This is a genomic window from Streptomyces aureus (assembly GCF_000725495.1).
In the GTDB taxonomy this organism is placed as follows: Bacteria; Actinomycetota; Actinomycetes; order Streptomycetales; family Streptomycetaceae; genus Streptomyces; species Streptomyces aureus_B.
On the sequence record NZ_JNZD01000032.1, the window covers coordinates 35969 to 53078 of the forward strand.

Here is a 17110-nt window from a genome sequence, read left to right on the forward strand (position 1 = left end):
GTGGTGCCGTCGGGGCGCCGTGCCTGGTTGTGGACCGATCCACCGTCAGTGGCCCGGGTGGTGCTGATCAGCCGTTGAACGTACCGCTCTTGACGGCCTTCCACTTGCCGTCGACGACCTGGTAGACGGTGAGCTGCTTGTTGGTGGTGTCGCCGTACTCGTCGAAGGAGACCGGGCCGGCGATGCCGTCGAACTTGGTCTTCTGGACCTCGGCGACGATCTTGGCGCGGGCGCCGTCCGGGATCTTGCCGTCCTTCACGACAGCGCCGATGGCCTTGATGATCGCCGTGGCGGCGTCGTAGGAGTAGCCACCGTAGGTGCCGTAGTCACCCTTGAGGCCGGACGCCTTGTACTTCTTGATGAAGTCGGCGGCGGAAGCCAGGGAGTCGACGGGCTGGCCGACCGAGGTGACCAGGTCGCCCTCGGAGGGCTTGCCGGCGGTCTGGATGTAGGTGTCGGAGAACATGCCGTCGCCACCGAACAGCGGGATCTTGGCTCCGCCGTCCTTCAGCTGCTTCGTGAGCTTCTCGGACTCGTCGTACTGACCGCCGTAGTAGACGAGGTCGGCCTTGGAGTTCTTGATCTTGGTGACGAGCGCGGAGAAGTCCGTGTCGCCGGTGTTGACGTGGTCCTCGCCCGCGAGCTTGCCGCCGGACTTGGTGAAGCCGGCCTTGAAGAGCTTGGCCAGGCCGGCGCCGTAGGTCTGCTTGTCGTCGACGACGTACACCTTGCGCTTCTTCAGCGTGTTGTAGGCGTAGTCGGCCGCGAAGCCGCCCTGGAGGGCGTCGGTGGTGGCGGTGCGGAAGTAGGTCTTGAACGGGCGGGTCTTGGAGGTCTGCCAGTTCTTGCCCTGGGTGAGCTCGGGGGCCGTGTTGGACGGCGAGATCTCGACCAGGTTGGCGGTGTCGAAGACCTGCTGCATCTGGGTGGCGACGCCGGAGTTCAGCGGGCCGACCACGCCGAGGACCTTGTCGTCCTGGACGAGCTGGGTGGCGTTGGCCTGGCCGGAGGCCGGGATCGCCTTGTCGTCGAGCGCCTTGACCTTGAAGGTCACGCCGGGAACGGTGTTGTTCTTGTTGGCGTCGTCCACGGCGATCTGGACGCCGCCCTGGATGCCGAGGCCGGTGGCGGAGTTCTGACCGGTCAGCGGCGCGTCCACGCCGATGATGATCTCGGTCTTCTTGCTGCCCTTGCTGTCGCCGCTGTCGTCGCGCGAGCCGCAGGCGGTCAGCGTGAGTGCTCCTGTCGTGAGCACGGCGGTGAGTATGACCATGGAACGCTGTCGCACGTTGAATCCTCTCCCTGGCGCGGCACCCCAGGGTGGGGGCCGTGATTCTCGCCGGGCCGTACTTGGTGAAGCAGGGCCGTGCAGTGACGCGCCCGGCGGCGCGGTGACTGGCCGTGACTATAGGCGCAGGTCGGGGGGGTGGGGAGGAGCGTGGGGAAGGCTGTGACGCTCTTGTTATCCGGGGGGCGTCTCGCGGGGTGTGGGCCGGACGATCGGAGCATTTCGGCGCTTTGGCCGGACGCGGTTGTGTGTTCGCATGGTGAGAACGCGCAGATCCGGGTTGATGGCGGATACCGGAAGCAGGCGGCCCGGCGGCGGTCCTGAGGGCCCTCGCGGGCGCACTGCAAGGCGGCCCGCGGGACGGGCATTGATTTATTGCGGCAGAGGTAACCGACTGTTACCACCGTGTGATGTGGCCGCGGGTGTTCTGGCTGGGCGAAGTGGGTGTGCAGGCGGGCCTGTTGGGGCGTCAGGGGGCGTGCGGGGCGGGGGTGTGCGCGGGAGGGCGCACGCCGCCGAAGTGAGCCTTTGCGGTTGCTGTGCGTTGCCGTCGCGGACGCGCAGGTCGGGGCGGGGGCCCTCGGGGACGGGTGTCGGCCCGGCGCGGTTGTATACGGCGCCGCGCAAGGCGATGAGGCAAGGGGTTTCCGGCCTTCACTGACAGTGGCAGCGGCGCAGGGCCGGCGCGCTCAACTCGTTCGGCGCGGGGCCCACTTGGCGGACGGTGACGGCGGTGCGGTTCGCGCGGCCGGCCGGGAAGCGGAAGCAAGTGCCCGCCTCGGCAGGGTGGTTGGCTGGGACGGTGGCGGCTCCGTCGGCGACAGGCCGGATGGGTGCGGGACGCCGGGGAGGCCGGTTGCGATCGCGACGGGGGCCGGGGCGGGCGGCGTCGGTGCGGGCCGGGGGTGGGGGGCGTCGGTGCGGGCCGGGGGTGGGGGCGGGGCTTCGGCGGGCCGGGAGGCTTCGGTGTCCCGGGTCTGCCCGGGCTGGTCTGCGCATCAACGAGGCGTTGCGGGGCGGGAGTTGAGTCACCGGAGGGGCCGGCGTCTGGAGTGCGCACGCTCGGCGGTGCCCGGCGCGCCCCGGTCGCAGGTGGTGCTGGGCCTGAGGAGGTGGGGTGCGCTTGGCCCAGGGGAAGTGCCCGGCCGGGCGGATGCCGATAGGTCGAGGCCCTCTGCGAGCGGGTTGGCGTTGAGCCTGAGCGGAACCCCGCTCGCGGGTGGTGCTGGGCCTGAGGGGGTGGGGTGCGCTTGGCCCAGGGGGAGTGCCCCGGCCGGGCGGATGCCGATAGGCCCGGAGGCAGGCCCTCTGCGGGCGGGTTGCCTTTGAGTCCGAGCGGAACCCCGCGGGCGGGCCGGTTGGCGCTGGGCCCCAAAGGATGCCCCGGTCGGGCGGCCGGAAACCCTTGCCCTCAGGTCGCGGTTCACACGCCCTGAGGGTGCCGACGGTCCTACGGGAGCGATTCCGAACCCCGGGGCCTTTTGGCGGGCCCAGCAGCGTCCCGGCGCGTCTTGCGCGTCCGGGTGAGCCTCGCAGCGTTCGGACGGGTCCTGGGGCGTTCGGGAGCGTCCGGGAGCGAGGTCGGCCCTCGGTGTGCCCGGCCGATCGGTCGGACGGGTTGGTGATCCGCCCGGACTGCTCCAGCGGGCCGATGATCGGCCCCGACCACTCCGGCGGTCCGATGATCGGTCCCGGCTGCTCCGGCGGGCCGCGACGATCCGCGCCCGTGGCGCCCGGCCCGTACGTACGGATCCCCGGCCTCCCGCCCTCTCCAGTGGCCCGGAGGGGCTCGGCGCCCCGGAGCCCTCGGCCGCCCGGAGTCGCCCGGCCCCTATGTACGGATCACCGGCCTCCCGCCCCCGGTGGCCCGGAGCCCTCGGCGAGCCCTCGGCCGCCCGGAGTCGCCCGGCCCCTATGTACGGATCACCGGCCTCCCGCCCCCGGTGGCCCGGAGGACTCGGCGCCCCGGAGCTCTCCGGGACCCGGCCCCCTCGGGTACCCGGAGTCGCCCGGGCCTCTTCGGGCACCCGGAGTCGCCCGGGCCCCGAGATGCCCGGACCTCAGCCCTGGGGCACGTCCTTGAGGATGCAGGTGAGGCGGGCGCTGCACACACGCTTGCCGTCCTCGCCGGTGATGGCGATCTCGTACGTCGCCGAGGTGCGCCCGCGGTGGACGGGGGTGGCGACGCCGGTGACGAGGCCGGAGCGGACGCCGCGGTGGTGGGTGCAGTTCAGGTCGACGCCGACGGCGATCTTTCTGCTGCCGCCGTGGAGCATGGCGCCGACGGAGCCGATGGTCTCGGCGAGGACGGCGGAGGCGCCTCCGTGCAGCAGGCCGTAGGGCTGGGTGTTGCCCTCGACGGGCATGGTGCCCACGACGCGGTCCGCGGAGGCCTCGATGATCTGGACGCCCATGCGGTTGCCGAGGTGGCCCGCGGAGAAGAGGGCGGGCAGGTCGACGCCGAGCGCGGCGTACTCGTCGATGACCCCTTGCGGGAACTTCGGGGTGTGCTGTTCGCCCATGGGGCCCGGCTCCGTTCGTCGTGGACCGCTGCGTCGCGGAGGTCTCCTGCTGAGCGAACGCTCAGTCGGCTGTCGATTGTTCCAGACGGACGACCACGGATTTGCTGGCAGGGGTGTTGCTGGTGTCGGCGGTCGAGTCGAGGGGGACCAGGACGTTGGTCTCGGGGTAGTAGGCGGCGGCGCAGCCGCGGGCGGTGGGGTAGTGCACGACGCGGAAGCCGGGGGCGCGGCGTTCGACGCCGTCCTTCCATTCGCCGACCAGGTCGACGTAGGAGCCGTCGGCGATCTTCAGCTCGCGGGCGTCGTCGGGGTTGACGAGGACGACGCGTCGGCCGTTCTTGATGCCCCGGTATCGGTCGTCGAGTCCGTAGATGGTGGTGTTGTACTGGTCGTGGGAGCGCAGGGTCTGCAGGAGCAGGCGGCCCGCGGGGAGTTCGGGGTGTTCGACGGGTGCGGCGGTGAAGTTGGCCTTGCCGGTGGCCGTCGGGAAGCGGCGTTCGTCGCGGGGGGCGTGGGGGAGGGCGAAGCCGGCGGGGTCGGCCACGCGCGCGTTGAAGTCCTGGAAGCCGGGGATCACGCGGGCGATGCGGTCGCGGACGGTCGCGTAGTCCTTCTCGAATTCTTCCCAGGGAGTGGTGCTGGCCTCGCCGAGGACCGCGCGGGCGAGGCGGGCGACGATGGCGGGTTCGGACAGCAGGTGGGGGCTCGCGGGCTCCAGGCGGCCGCGTGAGGCGTGCACCATGCCCATGGAGTCCTCGACGGTCACGAACTGTTCGCCGCTGCTCTGGAGGTCGCGTTCGGTGCGTCCGAGGGTGGGCAGGATGAGGGCGCGCGCGCCGGTGACGGCGTGCGAGCGGTTGAGCTTGGTGGAGACGTGGACGGTGAGGCGGGCGCGTCGCATGGCCGCCTCGGTGACGTCGGTGTCGGGGGAGGCGGAGACGAAGTTGCCGCCCATGGCGAAGAACACCTTGGCGTCGCCGTCGCGCAGGGCGCGGATGGCGCCGACGACGTCGTAGCCGTGTTCGCGGGGTGCCGTGAAGCCGAACTCCTTCTCCAGGGCGTCGAGGAACGCGGGGGCGGGGCGTTCGAAGATGCCCATCGTGCGGTCGCCCTGGACGTTGGAGTGGCCGCGGACGGGGCAGACGCCGGCGCCGGGGCGGCCGATGTTGCCCCGCAGCAGCAGGAAGTTGACGACCTCGCGGATGGTGGGGACGGAGTGCTTGTGCTGGGTGAGGCCCATCGCCCAGCACACGATGGTGCGCTCGGAAGCGAGGACCATCCTCAGGGCTTCGTCGATGCTGTCGCGGGTGAGGCCGGTCGCGGTGAGGGTCTCGTCCCAGTCGGCGGCGCGGGCGGCCTCGGTGAAGGCCTCATATCCGTGGGTGTGTTCGGCGACGAACGTCTCGTCGACGGCGCCCTCGGTGTCCAGGATGAGCTTGTTCAGCAGGCGGAAGAGCGCCTGGTCGCCGCCGATGCGGATCTGGAGGAAGAGATCGGTCAGGGCCGCGCCCTTGACCATGCCCTGGGGGGTCTGCGGGTTCTTGAAGCGTTCCATGCCCGCTTCGGGCAGCGGGTTGACGGTGATGATCTTCGCGCCGTTGGCCTTGGCCTTCTCCAGGGCGGAGAGCATGCGCGGGTGGTTCGTGCCGGGGTTCTGTCCGGCGACGATGATCAGGTCCGCCTTGTAGAGGTCCTCCAGCAGGACGCTGCCCTTGCCGATGCCGATCGTCTCGTTGAGCGCGGAGCCGGACGACTCGTGGCACATGTTCGAGCAGTCGGGCAGGTTGTTCGTGCCGAGTTCGCGGGCGAAGAGCTGGTAGAGGAACGCGGCTTCGTTGCTGGTGCGGCCGGAGGTGTAGAAGAGCGCCTCGTCGGGGGAGCCGAGCGCGGCGATCTCCTCGGCGACGATCTCGAAGGCGCGGTCCCAGCCGACGGGCTGGTAGTGGTCGGCGCCCTCGGGGAGGTACATGGGGTAGGTGAGGCGGCCCTGCTGGCCGAGCCAGTAGCCGCTGCGGCCGGCGAGGTCGGAGACGGGGTGCGCGGCGAAGAAGTCCGGGGTGACGCGGCGCAGGGTCGCTTCCTCGGCGACGGCCTTGGCGCCGTTCTCGCAGAACTCGGCGGTGTGCCGGTGCTCGGGCTCGGGCCAGGCGCAGCCGGGACAGTCGAAGCCGTCCTTCTGGTTGACGCGCAGGAGGGTGAGCGCGGTGCGGCGGACGCCCATCTGCTGCTGGGCGATGCGCAGGGTGTGTCCGATGGCGGGGAGTCCGGCGGCGGCGTGCTTGGGTTCGGCTACCTGCGGAGCGTCCTGGACCGGATCGCTTTTCGGCGGCTTGCTGGCCATCGCTGAACCCCTTCGCGTGCGCACGGCGGTGTGCGTGTGTTCGTACCTCTTCGATCCTCGCACGCGTGGCCGACAGCCTTGGCCGTGGGTTGTGGGAATCCGGGGCGGGAGGCCGGTGCGCGGGGCCGGGAGGGCCCGCGTTGTCAGCGGGCCGTGGCAGGATCGGGGGTGTGGCAGAGACAGCATCGAAGAAGACCGAGAAAACCGCAGGTACGGGCCGCCCGCGCCTGATGCTCATGGACGGGCACTCGCTGGCCTACCGCGCGTTCTTCGCGCTGCCCGCGGAGAACTTCACCACCGCGACGGGTCAGCCGACGAACGCCATCTATGGTTTCGCGTCGATGCTGGCGAACACGCTGCGCGACGAGTCGCCCACGCATTTCGCCGTGGCGTTCGACGTGTCGCGCAAGACCTGGCGTTCGGAGGAGTTCACCGAGTACAAGGCGAACAGGTCGAAGACCCCGGACGAGTTCAAGGGGCAGGTCGAGCTGATCGGCGAGCTGCTGGACGCGATGCACGCGCAGCGGTTCGCGGTCGACGGCTTCGAGGCCGACGACATCATCGCGACGCTGGCGACCCAGGCCGAGGCCGAGGGTTTCGAGGTGCTGATCGTCACGGGCGACCGTGACTCCTTCCAGCTCGTCTCCGAACACACGACGGTGCTGTACCCGACGAAGGGCGTCTCGGAGCTGACCCGGTTCACTCCGGAGAAGGTCTTCGAGAAGTACGGGCTGACGCCGGCGCAGTACCCGGACTTCGCGGCGCTGCGCGGTGACCCGTCGGACAACCTGCCGGGCATTCCCGGGGTGGGCGAGAAGACGGCCGCGAAGTGGATCAACCAGTTCGGTTCGTTCGCGGAGCTGGTCGAGCGGGTCGAGGAGGTCAAGGGCAAGGCCGGCCAGAACCTGCGCGACCACCTGGAGGCGGTGAAGCTCAACCGCCGTCTCACGGAGATGGTCAAGGACGTCGAGCTGCCGCGGACGGTCGCGGACCTGGAGCGCGCGGCGTACGACCGCACGGCGCTGGCGATGGTCCTGGACACGCTGGAGATCCGTAACCCCTCCCTGCGCGAGCGGCTGCTCGCCGTGGATCCGGGCGCCGCGGAGGCCGAGGAGGCCCGGCCGGCCGTCGAGGGCGTCGACATCGACGGAGCGGTGCTGGGCGCGGGAGAGCTCGCGCCGTGGCTCGCCGGGCACGGCACCGCGGTGCTGGGCGTGTCCACGGTGGACTCGTGGGCGCTGGGTTCGGGGTCGGTCGCCGAGGTGGCGCTGGCCACGGGCGAGGGTCCCGCGGTCTGGTTCGACCCGTCCCGGCTGGACGAGGCGGACGAGAACGCGTTCGCCGCGTGGCTCGCCGACGCCGGCAGGCACAAGGTGATGCACAACGCCAAGGGCGCGATGCGGGTCTTCGCCGAGCACGGCTGGAGCATCGAGGGCGTGACCATGGACACGGCGCTCGCCGCCTACCTGGTCAAGCCGGGCCGTCGTTCCTTCGCGCTGGACGCGCTGTCCCTGGAGTACCTGGGCCGGGAGCTCGGGCCCGCCGCCGCGGCCGACGGACAGCTCGCGTTCGGTACGGACGAGCAGGCCGAGGCCGACGCGCTGATGGCGCAGGCCCGCACGATCCTCGATCTCGGGGAGGCGTTCGGCGAGAAGCTCCAGGAGGTCGGGGCCGCGGATCTGCTGCGGGACATGGAGCTGCCCACCTCCAGCCTGCTGGCGCGTCTGGAGCGGCACGGCATCGCCGCGGACCGCGCGCATCTGGAGGCCATGGAGCAGATGTTCGCGGGCGCGGTGCAGCAGGCCGTGAAGGAGGCGCACGCGGCGGCCGGGCACGAGTTCAACCTCGGTTCGCCCAAGCAGCTGCAGGAAGTCCTCTTCGGTGAACTGGCCCTGCCGAAGACGAAGAAGACGAAGACGGGTTACACGACGGACGCGGACGCGTTGGCCTGGCTGGCGACGCAGACCGAGAACGAACTGCCCGTGATCATGCTGCGGCACCGTGAGCAGGCGAAGCTGCGGTCCACCGTCGAGGGTCTGATCAAGACGATCGCGACGGACGGGCGTATCCACACGACGTTCAACCAGACGGTGGCGGCGACCGGCCGGCTGTCGTCGACCGATCCGAACCTCCAGAACATCCCGGTGCGCACGGACGAGGGCCGTGCGATCCGCCGCGGGTTCGTCGTCGGGGAGGGCTTCGAATGCCTCATGACCGCGGACTACAGCCAGATCGAACTGCGGGTCATGGCCCATCTGTCCGAGGACGAGGGGCTGCTGGAGGCGTTCACCTCCGGTGAGGACCTGCACACCACCGTCGCCTCCCAGGTGTTCTCGGTCGAGCGGTCCGCGGTCGACGCGGAGATGCGCCGCAAGATCAAGGCGATGTCGTACGGCCTCGCCTACGGGCTCTCGGCCTTCGGTCTGTCGCAGCAGCTGAACATCGAGGCGGGCGAGGCCCGTGCGCTGATGGACACCTACTTCGAGCGGTTCGGCGGAGTACGGGACTATCTGCGCCGCGCGGTCGACGAGGCCCGGGCCACCGGCTACACCGCGACGCTCTTCGGACGCCGCCGTTACCTGCCCGACCTCAACAGCGACAACCGGCAGCGCCGTGAGGCGGCCGAGCGGATGGCCCTGAACGCGCCCATCCAGGGCACCGCCGCCGACATCGTCAAGATCGCGATGCTGAACGTGGACCGGGCGCTGCGCGAGGCGAAGCTCGACTCCCGCATGCTGCTCCAGGTCCATGACGAAATCGTCCTGGAGATCGCTCCCGGTGAGCGGGAGCGCACCGAGGAGCTGCTGCGCCACGAGATGGCCTCGGCCGTCCAGCTGGACGTCCCGCTGGACGTCTCGGTCGGCGCGGGCCGTGACTGGGAGTCGGCCGCGCACTAGGGCACCGCGCCGCGTCACCAGAAGGGCGGGGGCCCGGCACCTTCAAGGTGCCGGGCGCCCGGTTCCGCGGCCGGTTTTCAGGTGTGCCCCGGTTTCCGGGCGGGGTTCAGACATCCCCGGCTGCGCCGCGGTGCTGCGGTGACCCTGCCTCCCTGGGGGTGGCCTTCGGCCTCGGGCGCGGGGGCGCTGCTCCGTGGACCACGGCGGGGGCCGGGACGGGTGCCCTCCTCGCCGGGGCCGGGTGTCCGTGCTCCCGTGCCCGGTGGCCGGGGACGCGCCCCGGGGCCGTCGCTCGTGGCGCTCCAGGCCGTCACCTCCTGGCGTCCCGGGCCGTCACCCGCCTGGCTCTCCCGGGGAGCCCCGGTCCTTGGGGTGCCGTGAGGATGCGGGCATGGGTATACGCACGCCGCACCGCCGTACGGCCCTGGGGTTGCGCACCGTCCATCGCCGGACCGCCATGGCCACCACGGTGGTGGTCGCGACCGCCACGGTGGCCGCGGCCGTCGTCCCGGTGCTGTTCGCGCAGGTCCCCGCGGTCGCGGCCGAAGCGGCCACCGTCCAGCTGCCGGGATCCGGCCTTTTCCGGGCGAGCCCCTCCCGCGCGGACGAGGACCGCGAGGAGGACTTCGGGGCCCGGCTGTCCCGCGATCTGCAGGCGGCACTGTCCGCGCGTCCGGGGACGGTCCTGGTGTCGGTGCCCGACCCGGTCCCGGCGGACGTCGGTGCCCGCCCCGCGGGCGCCCGGGTCCGGCGGCTGCCCGTGGCGCTGGCCGACGGCGTCCGCGCGGTCCTGAGCTCCGGCGCGCACCGACTGCGGCTGCTCGCCCGGCTCCGCGACGGCCGGGGCCGTGGCGCGTTCTTCGGCCTCACGCGCGCCCTGGGGGCGCACACCTCGGCGGGCCGGCTGCCCCGGGCCGGGAACGGCGGGCGCGTCCACGGCATCGGTACCTTCACCGGCCCGGCCCGCAGCTACCGCGTCATCGTCCTGTCGTACGACCAGCCGACGCCGGCCTACGGCGCCGGGGTCGTCCAGCGGGTCGTGCGGGCCGTGCACCGGAGCCTCGGCCAGGGACGCGGGCTGCTTCGCACGCTCGCCGCCGGCGCCCCGGTCAGCGTGCGCCGGGACGGCTCGGCTCCGCAGGCGCCGGAGCGGGACCGGGACGAGCCGGAGCGGGACGCCAGATCCTGACCGCCACGACGTACAGGCACAGGCCGAGGACCAGGCCGGCGCCGCCGCCGAAGCACAGCGGCGGAATGAGCTCCCACGGCTTCGCCACGGACTTCCAGTACGCCCACCAGCGCACCGCCCGCTGCACCGCGGCGGCCAGCGCGAGGCCGCCGATCACCGCGAAGGCCAGCCGGCGGTCGGCGGCGGACAGTACGGGCACGGCGACGAGGGGGCCGTCCGGAGCCCGGCGCAGCGCCCGCACCACGAAGGCCACGATCACGACGGCCGCGACCGCCGAACTGCCGTACTGGACGTACCAGTACAGCGGCTGGCCCGCGAGGGTCCGTCCGAGGACGGGCAGGAGCTCGACTCCCCACCGGTCGTGATGCGTGAACGCGTCCCACACCACATGGGTCAGCGCGCCGAGCGCGGCGGAGGCGTACCACCACCACGCGATCGGCGCGCGCACCGGCTCGCGCGCGGCTCCACAGCGCAGGAGCTGTGCCGTGCGCCCCGCTCGTGCCGCGGGCATCAGGGCGACGAGCGGCTCGCGCAGGATCAGCCAGGCACCCACCAGCATCCATGCGATGAGCACATCGACGGTGAACACTCCGGTGAACGAGTGGGTGAACGTGCCGAACTCCATCGCGCCGGGCACGACGCTCGCCGCGTAGTAGGTCAGGTCGGGGGCGAAGGAGCCCGCCACGAGAACGGCGGGAATCAGTCGGCCGCGGCCGTTTCCGTCCCCGCGTATCGCGGGCAGCACCGCGGCCGCGTGACTGAGAGTGAACGGCAAAACATCCCCCTGCGTCACCTGTTGACCGGCTATGGTCGGCCGGTTGATCACCAGAGGCCAGTATGCGTGACGACGGTACATGGCCAAGTGGTGAATATCGGGCGCGAACAGCTCCCTGGGCAACGGAAGTTGTCGTAGGGTCACTTGGGTTGCCGTGCGGGGGAGCGCGGCCGGAATCAGCGGCATCGCACAGGTCTGAGCGACGACGGGGCATCCCGGTCGTCCACGGGAGGGGTTCTAAGGATGGCGGCGCAATTCGGCAGGAGGCTGCGCAAGGGCGCGGCAACCACCGCTGTGGCCGCGGTCGCGGTCGCGGCCCTGTCCGCTTCCCAGGCCCCGGGAGTGACCGTCGACGACCACGGCAGACAGTCCACGGGCGCCGACCTCGGCCTGGGTACGGGCGACACCGGAGGCGGCGACGGCACCGCGACCGGCAACTCGCGCTACTTCACGGACCTCCCGCCCCTGCAGAGCCCCAACCCCGCGCCGACCACGGGAAGCCAGACGCCCGCCGCCACGGGCTCCGCCGAGGCGGGCATCCCCGCGACGGTGCTGGCCGCCTACAAGCAGGCCGAGTCGTCGCTGCGGGAGTCGAAGCCGACCTGCAACATGCCCTGGCAGCTGCTGGCCGCCATCGGCAAGGTCGAGTCGGGCCAGGCCCGGGGCGGCCGCGTCGACGCGAACGGCACCACCTTCTCGCCCATCCTCGGTCCGGTCCTCAACGGCAACGGCTTCGCCAGCATCAAGGACACCGACCACGGCGCGTTCGACGGCGACAGCACGTACGACCGCGCGGTGGGCCCCATGCAGTTCATCCCCTCCACCTGGGCGTGGGCGGGCCGTGACGGCAACGGCGACGGCAAGAAGGACCCCAACAACATCTTCGACGCGGCGCTGGCCGCCGGGCACTACCTCTGCCGCTTCGACCACGACATGGCCGTCCAGGCCCAGATGAACGCGGCGATCCTCAGCTACAACAACTCGACGGCGTACCTCAACACCGTCCTGTCGTGGCTCGAGTACTACCGCAAGGGCACGCACGAGGTGCCCGACGGCACCGGCACGCTGCCCTCGCACCACAGCGACGAGCCCACCTCGCCGAGCCCCAGCCCCACGCCCCCGCAGCCGTCCCCGCCGAGCAGCCCCCGGCCGGACGGGCCGAAGAGCCCCTCCCCGAAGCCGACCCCGCCCGCCACCCCGACCCCGCCGCCCACGCAGCCGCCGACGGGGACGCCCACGCCCACGCCGACGCCCACCGAGACGGTCGACCACCTGACGAACGTGGGCTCCGGGAAGCTCACGGCGACGGCGGGGGACACGTTCGCGCAGAAGATCGCCGTGCGCACCGACGACAAGGCCGGCAAGGCCGTGGCCAAGGTGCGGGTGCGCTTCTCGATCGTCGGTGACACCGACGCCACCTTCACCGGCGGCGAGAGCGTGGCCACCCTGGTCACCGACAAGACCGGCACCGCCACCGCGCCCGCCCTGGTGGCGGGGGAGAAGACGGGCGACTTCACGGTCCGCGTCACCGTCGTGGGCCGCGTCATGGCCGGCCTCGACTACACCGCGAGCGTCACCGAGCGCCGGGCCGACACCCTGGCCCGCACCGGCGACACCGCGCTGACCTGCGTCCCGGGCGGCGAGTTCGCCGACCAGGTCGAGCTGAAGGCCACCTACAAGGGCGCCCCCGCGGGCAAGGTCGCCGCGACCGCGACCCTGGTCAAGTCCGCCGACGACACGGGCGAGAACGACAAGGGCCCCTACTTCAAGGACGCCGACGGCAAGCCCGTCCGCACCCTCGCCGCCCTCACCACGGACGCCGACGGCCTGCTCAAGCTGCCGAAGCTCTACGCCGACGACACCACCGGCACCTTCCTGCTCCGCGTCACCACCGCGGGCGGGGCGACGCTGACCGTCGAACTGACGGTGGCCGCCGCCGAGACCACCACCCCCGCCACGCCTTCCGCCACGCCTCCGGCCACGGCCTCGTAGAACCGCGCCGCCCCGGCGCGGCCACGGCTCGTCCCAGGGCGCCCTCCCGGCTCACGCCGAGGGGGCGCCCTGATCCGTTGTGCGTACGACGTGTTCTCATCTCGGGCCGCCGTTGCTACGGTGCCGGACCTGACGATGTATCAGCTCCTGCTCCGGGAGGCCCGTATGCGTGCCCTCATCGCCGCCGCGACCGGCCTCGCCGCCGCGCTCGCGCTGGTCCTGGCCGTCACGGCCATGGGCTCGCCGGCCGGACACACCTCGCCCAGGCCGCTGCTCACCACCGTCCCCCAGCACCCCTGACCCAACGCACCGGGAGGGCCGCCGAGATGCGCCGCAAGGCAAGCCTGATCCTGCTCGCGCTCGCCGTGTTCTTCGCGGCGCTGTCCCCGCTGCTGCGCTGGTACGCCTTCCCGCGCCTCGCCAAGATCCCGGCCGGCCAGTACCAGGACATGGTGCTGGAGGCGAAGGACGCGACCCTCCTCGATTACGGCACCATGAAGGCAAGGAAGGTCTCCAAGGTCACCGTCGTGCAGACCCTCAAGGGCAACGTCGAGGCATCCGAGAAGATCGAGCGCAGTGCCGGCCGTGACGTCGTCGTCTGGGACTCCCTGTCCTACGTCCAGGGCCCCGACGGGAAGATGGTCTCCAAGCTCCCGGAGCGCTACATCTTCGACGCGCACAGCCAGGAACCCGTCCACGCCACCGGCGAGTCCGTCGACGGCGACCCCGTCACCCGCCGGGGCATCGAGTTCAAGTGGCCCTTCAGGACCGAGAAGCGGGACTACGAGTACTTCGACGCGCAGACCCGCACCTCGGCGCCCATCCACTACAAGGGGACCAGGACTTTCCGGGGCGTCGAGGTCTACTACTTCGAGCAGACCATCCCCTGGACCAAGGTGCGGTTCCCCAAGATCATGCCCGTCCAGGGCGTCACCCCCGAGTCCCTGGCCAAGACCGGCACCACCCGCTGGTACACCACGGTCCGCAGGTTCTGGGTCGAACCGGTCACCGGGGCACCCGTCTACGGCGAGGAGAGCCACAAGGAGGAACTGCGCGGCGGCACGCTCCTGGGGGGCCGGGACAAGGTGACCGCCTTCTCCGGAGACGTGAAGATGCGCGAGGACTACATCCGGCACACCGTCGACCTCGTCAAGGCCAACCGCACCCTCGTCCTGCTGATGACCTCCTACCTCCCCTGGGGCTTCCTGCTCCTCGGCGCGGCCCTGCTGGCCCTGTCGCTGTACCTGGAGGCCCGCGGCCGCAGGCCCGGTGAGCCCACGCCCGCCCCGGCCACCGACCCCGAGCCCGTCAGCGCCTGAGCCGCGCGTTGGTGAACCGCGTCGGCTCGGCGGTGGCCGGGTCCTCGGGCCAGGGGTGCTTCGGATAGCGGCCGCGCAGCTCCGCACGCACCCCCTTGTAACCGTCCTTCCAGAAGGACGCGAGATCGGCGGTCACCGCGGCCGGCCGGCCCGCGGGGGACAGGAGGTGCACGAGCACGGGCACCCCGGCGACGACGGGAGACGCCTGCAGCCCGAACATCTCCTGCAGTTTCACCGCGAGCACCGGCCGCGCCGGGTCGGAGTAGTCGACCCGGATCCTCGAACCGCTCGGCACCTCGATCCGCTCGGGCGCGAGCTCGTCGAGCCGGGCCGCCTCCCCCGTCGCCCAGGGCAGCAGCCGGTTCAGCGCCTGCCCGGCGTCGATACGCGCCAGGTCCGCCCGCCGCCGCGCACGGCTCAGCTCCGGCTCCAGCCACTCTCCCACGCGCGCGTGCAGGGCCTCGTCGTCCACGTCCGGCCACGGGTCGCCGAGCCGTCCGCGCAGGAACGCGAGCCGCTGCCGCAGCACCATCGCGTCCGGCGACCAGCGCAGCAGCCCGAACCCCTCTTCCCGCAGCCCCTCCAGCAGCGCCTCCCGTACGAGACCGGGGTCCGCGTCGCGCAGCGGCCGCACGGCCAGCTCCACGGCCCCGAGCCGCTCCACCCGCCGGGCGACGACATCGCCCCCGTCCCAGTGGACCTCCTCGCCCTCGCCGTACAGGCCGGCGGCGCCCCGCCGTGCCGTCGGCTCGTCGATCACCGCCGCGAGCCGGATCCGTGCGTGTCCCCTGCCGACGGGGCGGTCGGCGACGGCGACCGCGAGCCAGGGCGCGCCGCGCAGGACCGAACCCTCACCGGCGTCCGCGCGGGTGCCGCCGACCATGAGGTGGGAGCCGCCCCGCAGACTCGCGACGCGCTCGGGGAACGCCAGCGCGGCGACGAGCCCGGCGACCTGGTCGTCCCCGGACCCCGCACCGGCCGCGTTGCCCGGCCGGCCGACGTGGCTGCCCGGAGAGGAAGGGGTGACGGAGGGGGCGGGGGTGGGGGCGACGGGGGAGGCAGGCGAGGACTTTGGGGCGGTTGAGGACTTTGGGGTGGTTGAGGCGGCAGAGGACACTCGGCCAGGGCCAGGGCCAGGGCCAGGGCCGGTGCCAGTGCCCGTGCCCGTGGCAGGTCCGGAGGCCGACCGGCCGACGGAAGCCGCCCCGGTGTCTCCCGAGGCCGGACCAGAAGCGGGGGTGCCGGGGGAGGCCGTGGTGTCCGTCAGACCGGCTGCCGCCGTGCGCAGGCGGCGGGACTCGGTCCGCCAGCGGGCGGCGTAGCCGTCGCCGCCGCGCCGCGCGGTGCGCCAGACCGCGGCCAGGTCGTCCCCGTACTCGCGCGGGGGCTCCTCGCTCAGCAGGGCGACCACCTCGGCGGCCTGTGCCGCGCCCACCAGCGGGGCCGCGTCCAGCAGGGCCCGCGCCAGTCGGGGGTGCAGGCCCACCCGCGCCATCCGCCCCCCGCGTTCCGTGGCCCGGCCGGCGGCGTCGACCGCGCCCACGGCCGCCAGGACGGCCCGCGCCGCCGCCATCGCCCCGCCCGGCGGGGGATCCAGCAGGGCGAGCCCGGATGCGTCGGGATCGCCCCAGCAGGCCGCCTGGAGCGCGAACGCCGTCAGGTCGGCCACCTTGATCTCGGGAGCCGGGAACGGCGTCAGTCGGCCGTCCTCCGCCTCCGCCCAGCAGCGGTAGACCGTTCCCGGCGCCTCGCGGCCGGCCCGGCCCGCCCGCTGCCGTCCGGCCGCCTGCGACGCCCGTACGGTCGCCAGGGCGCTCAGTCCGCGCGCGTGGTCCACCCGCGGCTCGCGCGCGAGCCCCGAGTCCACGACCACCCGCACCCCCGGGACCGTCAGCGACGACTCGGCCACCGAGGTCGCGAGCACCACCCGACGCCGGGCACCCGCCGTGAGCACCGCGTCCTGGACGGCCGCCGGAGCCCGCCCGTGCACCTGGAGGACGTCGACGTCCCCGGCACCGCCCAGCTGCCCGGCGACCCGCGCGATCTCTCCTACCCCGGGCAGGAAGCACAGGACGTCACCCGTCCGTTCGGCCAGCGCCCGCCGCACCGTGGAGGCCACGTGCGTCAGCAGTGCCGGGTCCACCCGCGTCCCGTGCGGAGGCCGTACGGGACGCGTGGGCGGTGCCCACACCGTCTCGACCGGATACGAGACGCCCTGCGCCTCGACGACCGGCGCGTCGCCCAGCAGCCGGGCCCAGCCCCCGGCGTCCGTCGTCGCGGACGCGGCGACCAGCCGCAGCTCGGGACGGAGCGCGGCCCGCACGTCCAGCAGGAATGCGGCGACCGTGTCGGCGTCCAGGTGGCGTTCGTGGCACTCGTCGAGCACGACCACGTCGACGCCCGCGAGCTCCTGGTCCCGCTGCAGCCGCTGGAGCAGGACCCCGGTCGTGACCACCTCCACGCGCGCGTGGGGGCCCACCCGCCGCTCCCCGCGCACCGTGAAGCCGACGCTCCCGCCGACCTCCTCGCCCAGCAGCCACGCCATGCGCCGGGCGGCGGCCCGCGCCGCGATCCGCCGGGGCTCGGCCACCACCACTCGCCGGGCCGGGCGCCCGCCGTCCAGCAGGCCCGCCAGGGCCAGCGGCACCAGCGTCGTCTTTCCGGTGCCGGGCGGGGCCACCAGCACCGCGCCGCCGTGCCCCGCCAGGGCGTCGTCCAGAGCGGGCAGGGCGCCGCGCACGGGCAGCGCGTCCAGGGCTTCGTAACGGATCACGCCCCCAGTCTCGT

10 protein-coding genes are annotated in these 17110 nt (G+C 72.7%); 5 read left to right on the top strand and 5 right to left on the bottom strand.

Features of this window, described 5'->3' with window-relative positions; genetic code table 11:
* Nucleotides 1–67 precede the first annotated feature (67 nt).
* The 3 genes from IO36_RS31330 to IO36_RS31340 form a co-directional block, all read right to left on the bottom strand.
* A complete protein-coding gene (locus IO36_RS31330; RefSeq protein WP_037624721.1) occupies nt 68–1273 on the bottom strand; it encodes a branched-chain amino acid ABC transporter substrate-binding protein in 1206 nt (401 codons plus the stop codon).
* 2075 nt (nt 1274–3348) lie between these two features.
* Entirely contained in the window at nt 3349–3810 is a 462-nt protein-coding gene (locus IO36_RS31335; RefSeq protein WP_037624722.1) for a PaaI family thioesterase, read from the bottom strand.
* A gap of 61 nt (nt 3811–3871) precedes the next feature.
* Nucleotides 3872–6151, bottom strand: a complete 2280-nt coding sequence (locus IO36_RS31340; RefSeq protein WP_037624724.1) for an FdhF/YdeP family oxidoreductase — start codon at nt 6149–6151, stop codon at nt 3872–3874.
* Between the two features lie 170 nt (nt 6152–6321).
* Between IO36_RS31340 and polA the strand changes: the two genes are divergently transcribed.
* Nucleotides 6322–9048 carry a DNA polymerase I gene (gene polA / locus IO36_RS31345; RefSeq protein WP_037624725.1) on the top strand — a complete coding sequence of 909 codons (2727 nt, stop codon included), beginning with the start codon at nt 6322–6324 and terminating at the stop codon, nt 9046–9048.
* 391 nt (nt 9049–9439) lie between these two features.
* Nucleotides 9440–10237, top strand: coding sequence for a hypothetical protein (locus tag IO36_RS31350; protein ID WP_037624728.1), 798 nt, complete (start codon nt 9440–9442; stop codon nt 10235–10237).
* Here the strand turns inward: IO36_RS31350 and IO36_RS31355 are convergent.
* Nucleotides 10158–11012 carry a DUF4184 family protein gene (locus IO36_RS31355; protein WP_037624730.1) on the bottom strand — a complete coding sequence of 285 codons (855 nt, stop codon included), beginning with the start codon at nt 11010–11012 and terminating at the stop codon, nt 10158–10160. The two genes, IO36_RS31350 and IO36_RS31355, sit on opposite strands and share 80 nt — an antisense overlap.
* 243 nt (nt 11013–11255) lie before the next feature.
* Here IO36_RS31355 and IO36_RS31360 point away from each other — a divergent pair, with 243 nt between their 5' ends.
* The 3 genes from IO36_RS31360 (at nt 11256) to IO36_RS31365 (ending at nt 14323) form a co-directional block, all read left to right on the top strand.
* Entirely contained in the window at nt 11256–13004 is a 1749-nt protein-coding gene (locus tag IO36_RS31360) for a lytic transglycosylase domain-containing protein (protein ID WP_037624732.1), read from the top strand.
* A 165-nt stretch (nt 13005–13169) separates the two neighbouring features.
* Nucleotides 13170–13304, top strand: coding sequence for an SPW_0924 family protein (locus IO36_RS46315; protein ID WP_107065849.1), 135 nt, complete (start codon nt 13170–13172; stop codon nt 13302–13304).
* A 26-nt stretch (nt 13305–13330) separates the two neighbouring features.
* Nucleotides 13331–14323 (top strand): cell envelope lipid trafficking protein PgfA, encoded by a 993-nt coding sequence (locus IO36_RS31365; protein WP_037624735.1) that lies wholly within the window; start codon nt 13331–13333, stop codon nt 14321–14323.
* Here the strand turns inward: IO36_RS31365 and IO36_RS31370 are convergent.
* Nucleotides 14313–17096 (bottom strand): ATP-dependent helicase C-terminal domain-containing protein, encoded by a 2784-nt coding sequence (locus IO36_RS31370; RefSeq protein ID WP_037624737.1) that lies wholly within the window; start codon nt 17094–17096, stop codon nt 14313–14315. The genes IO36_RS31365 and IO36_RS31370 overlap by 11 nt on opposite strands.
* Nucleotides 17097–17110 lie beyond the last annotated feature (14 nt).

Bases quoted from the DNA above. Each gene is read 5' to 3' on its own strand.
- IO36_RS31360 (WP_037624732.1), top strand. From the start codon at position 11,256: ATGGCGGCGCAATTCGGCAGGAGGCTGCGCAAGGGCGCGGCAACCACC.
- IO36_RS31340 (WP_037624724.1), bottom strand. From the start codon at position 6,151: ATGGCCAGCAAGCCGCCGAAAAGCGATCCGGTCCAGGACGCTCCGCAG.
- IO36_RS31350 (WP_037624728.1), top strand. From the start codon at position 9,440: ATGGGTATACGCACGCCGCACCGCCGTACGGCCCTGGGGTTGCGCACC.
- IO36_RS31335 (WP_037624722.1), bottom strand. From the start codon at position 3,810: ATGGGCGAACAGCACACCCCGAAGTTCCCGCAAGGGGTCATCGACGAG.
- IO36_RS31330 (WP_037624721.1), bottom strand. From the start codon at position 1,273: ATGGTCATACTCACCGCCGTGCTCACGACAGGAGCACTCACGCTGACC.
- IO36_RS31365 (WP_037624735.1), top strand. From the start codon at position 13,331: ATGCGCCGCAAGGCAAGCCTGATCCTGCTCGCGCTCGCCGTGTTCTTC.
- IO36_RS46315 (WP_107065849.1), top strand. From the start codon at position 13,170: ATGCGTGCCCTCATCGCCGCCGCGACCGGCCTCGCCGCCGCGCTCGCG.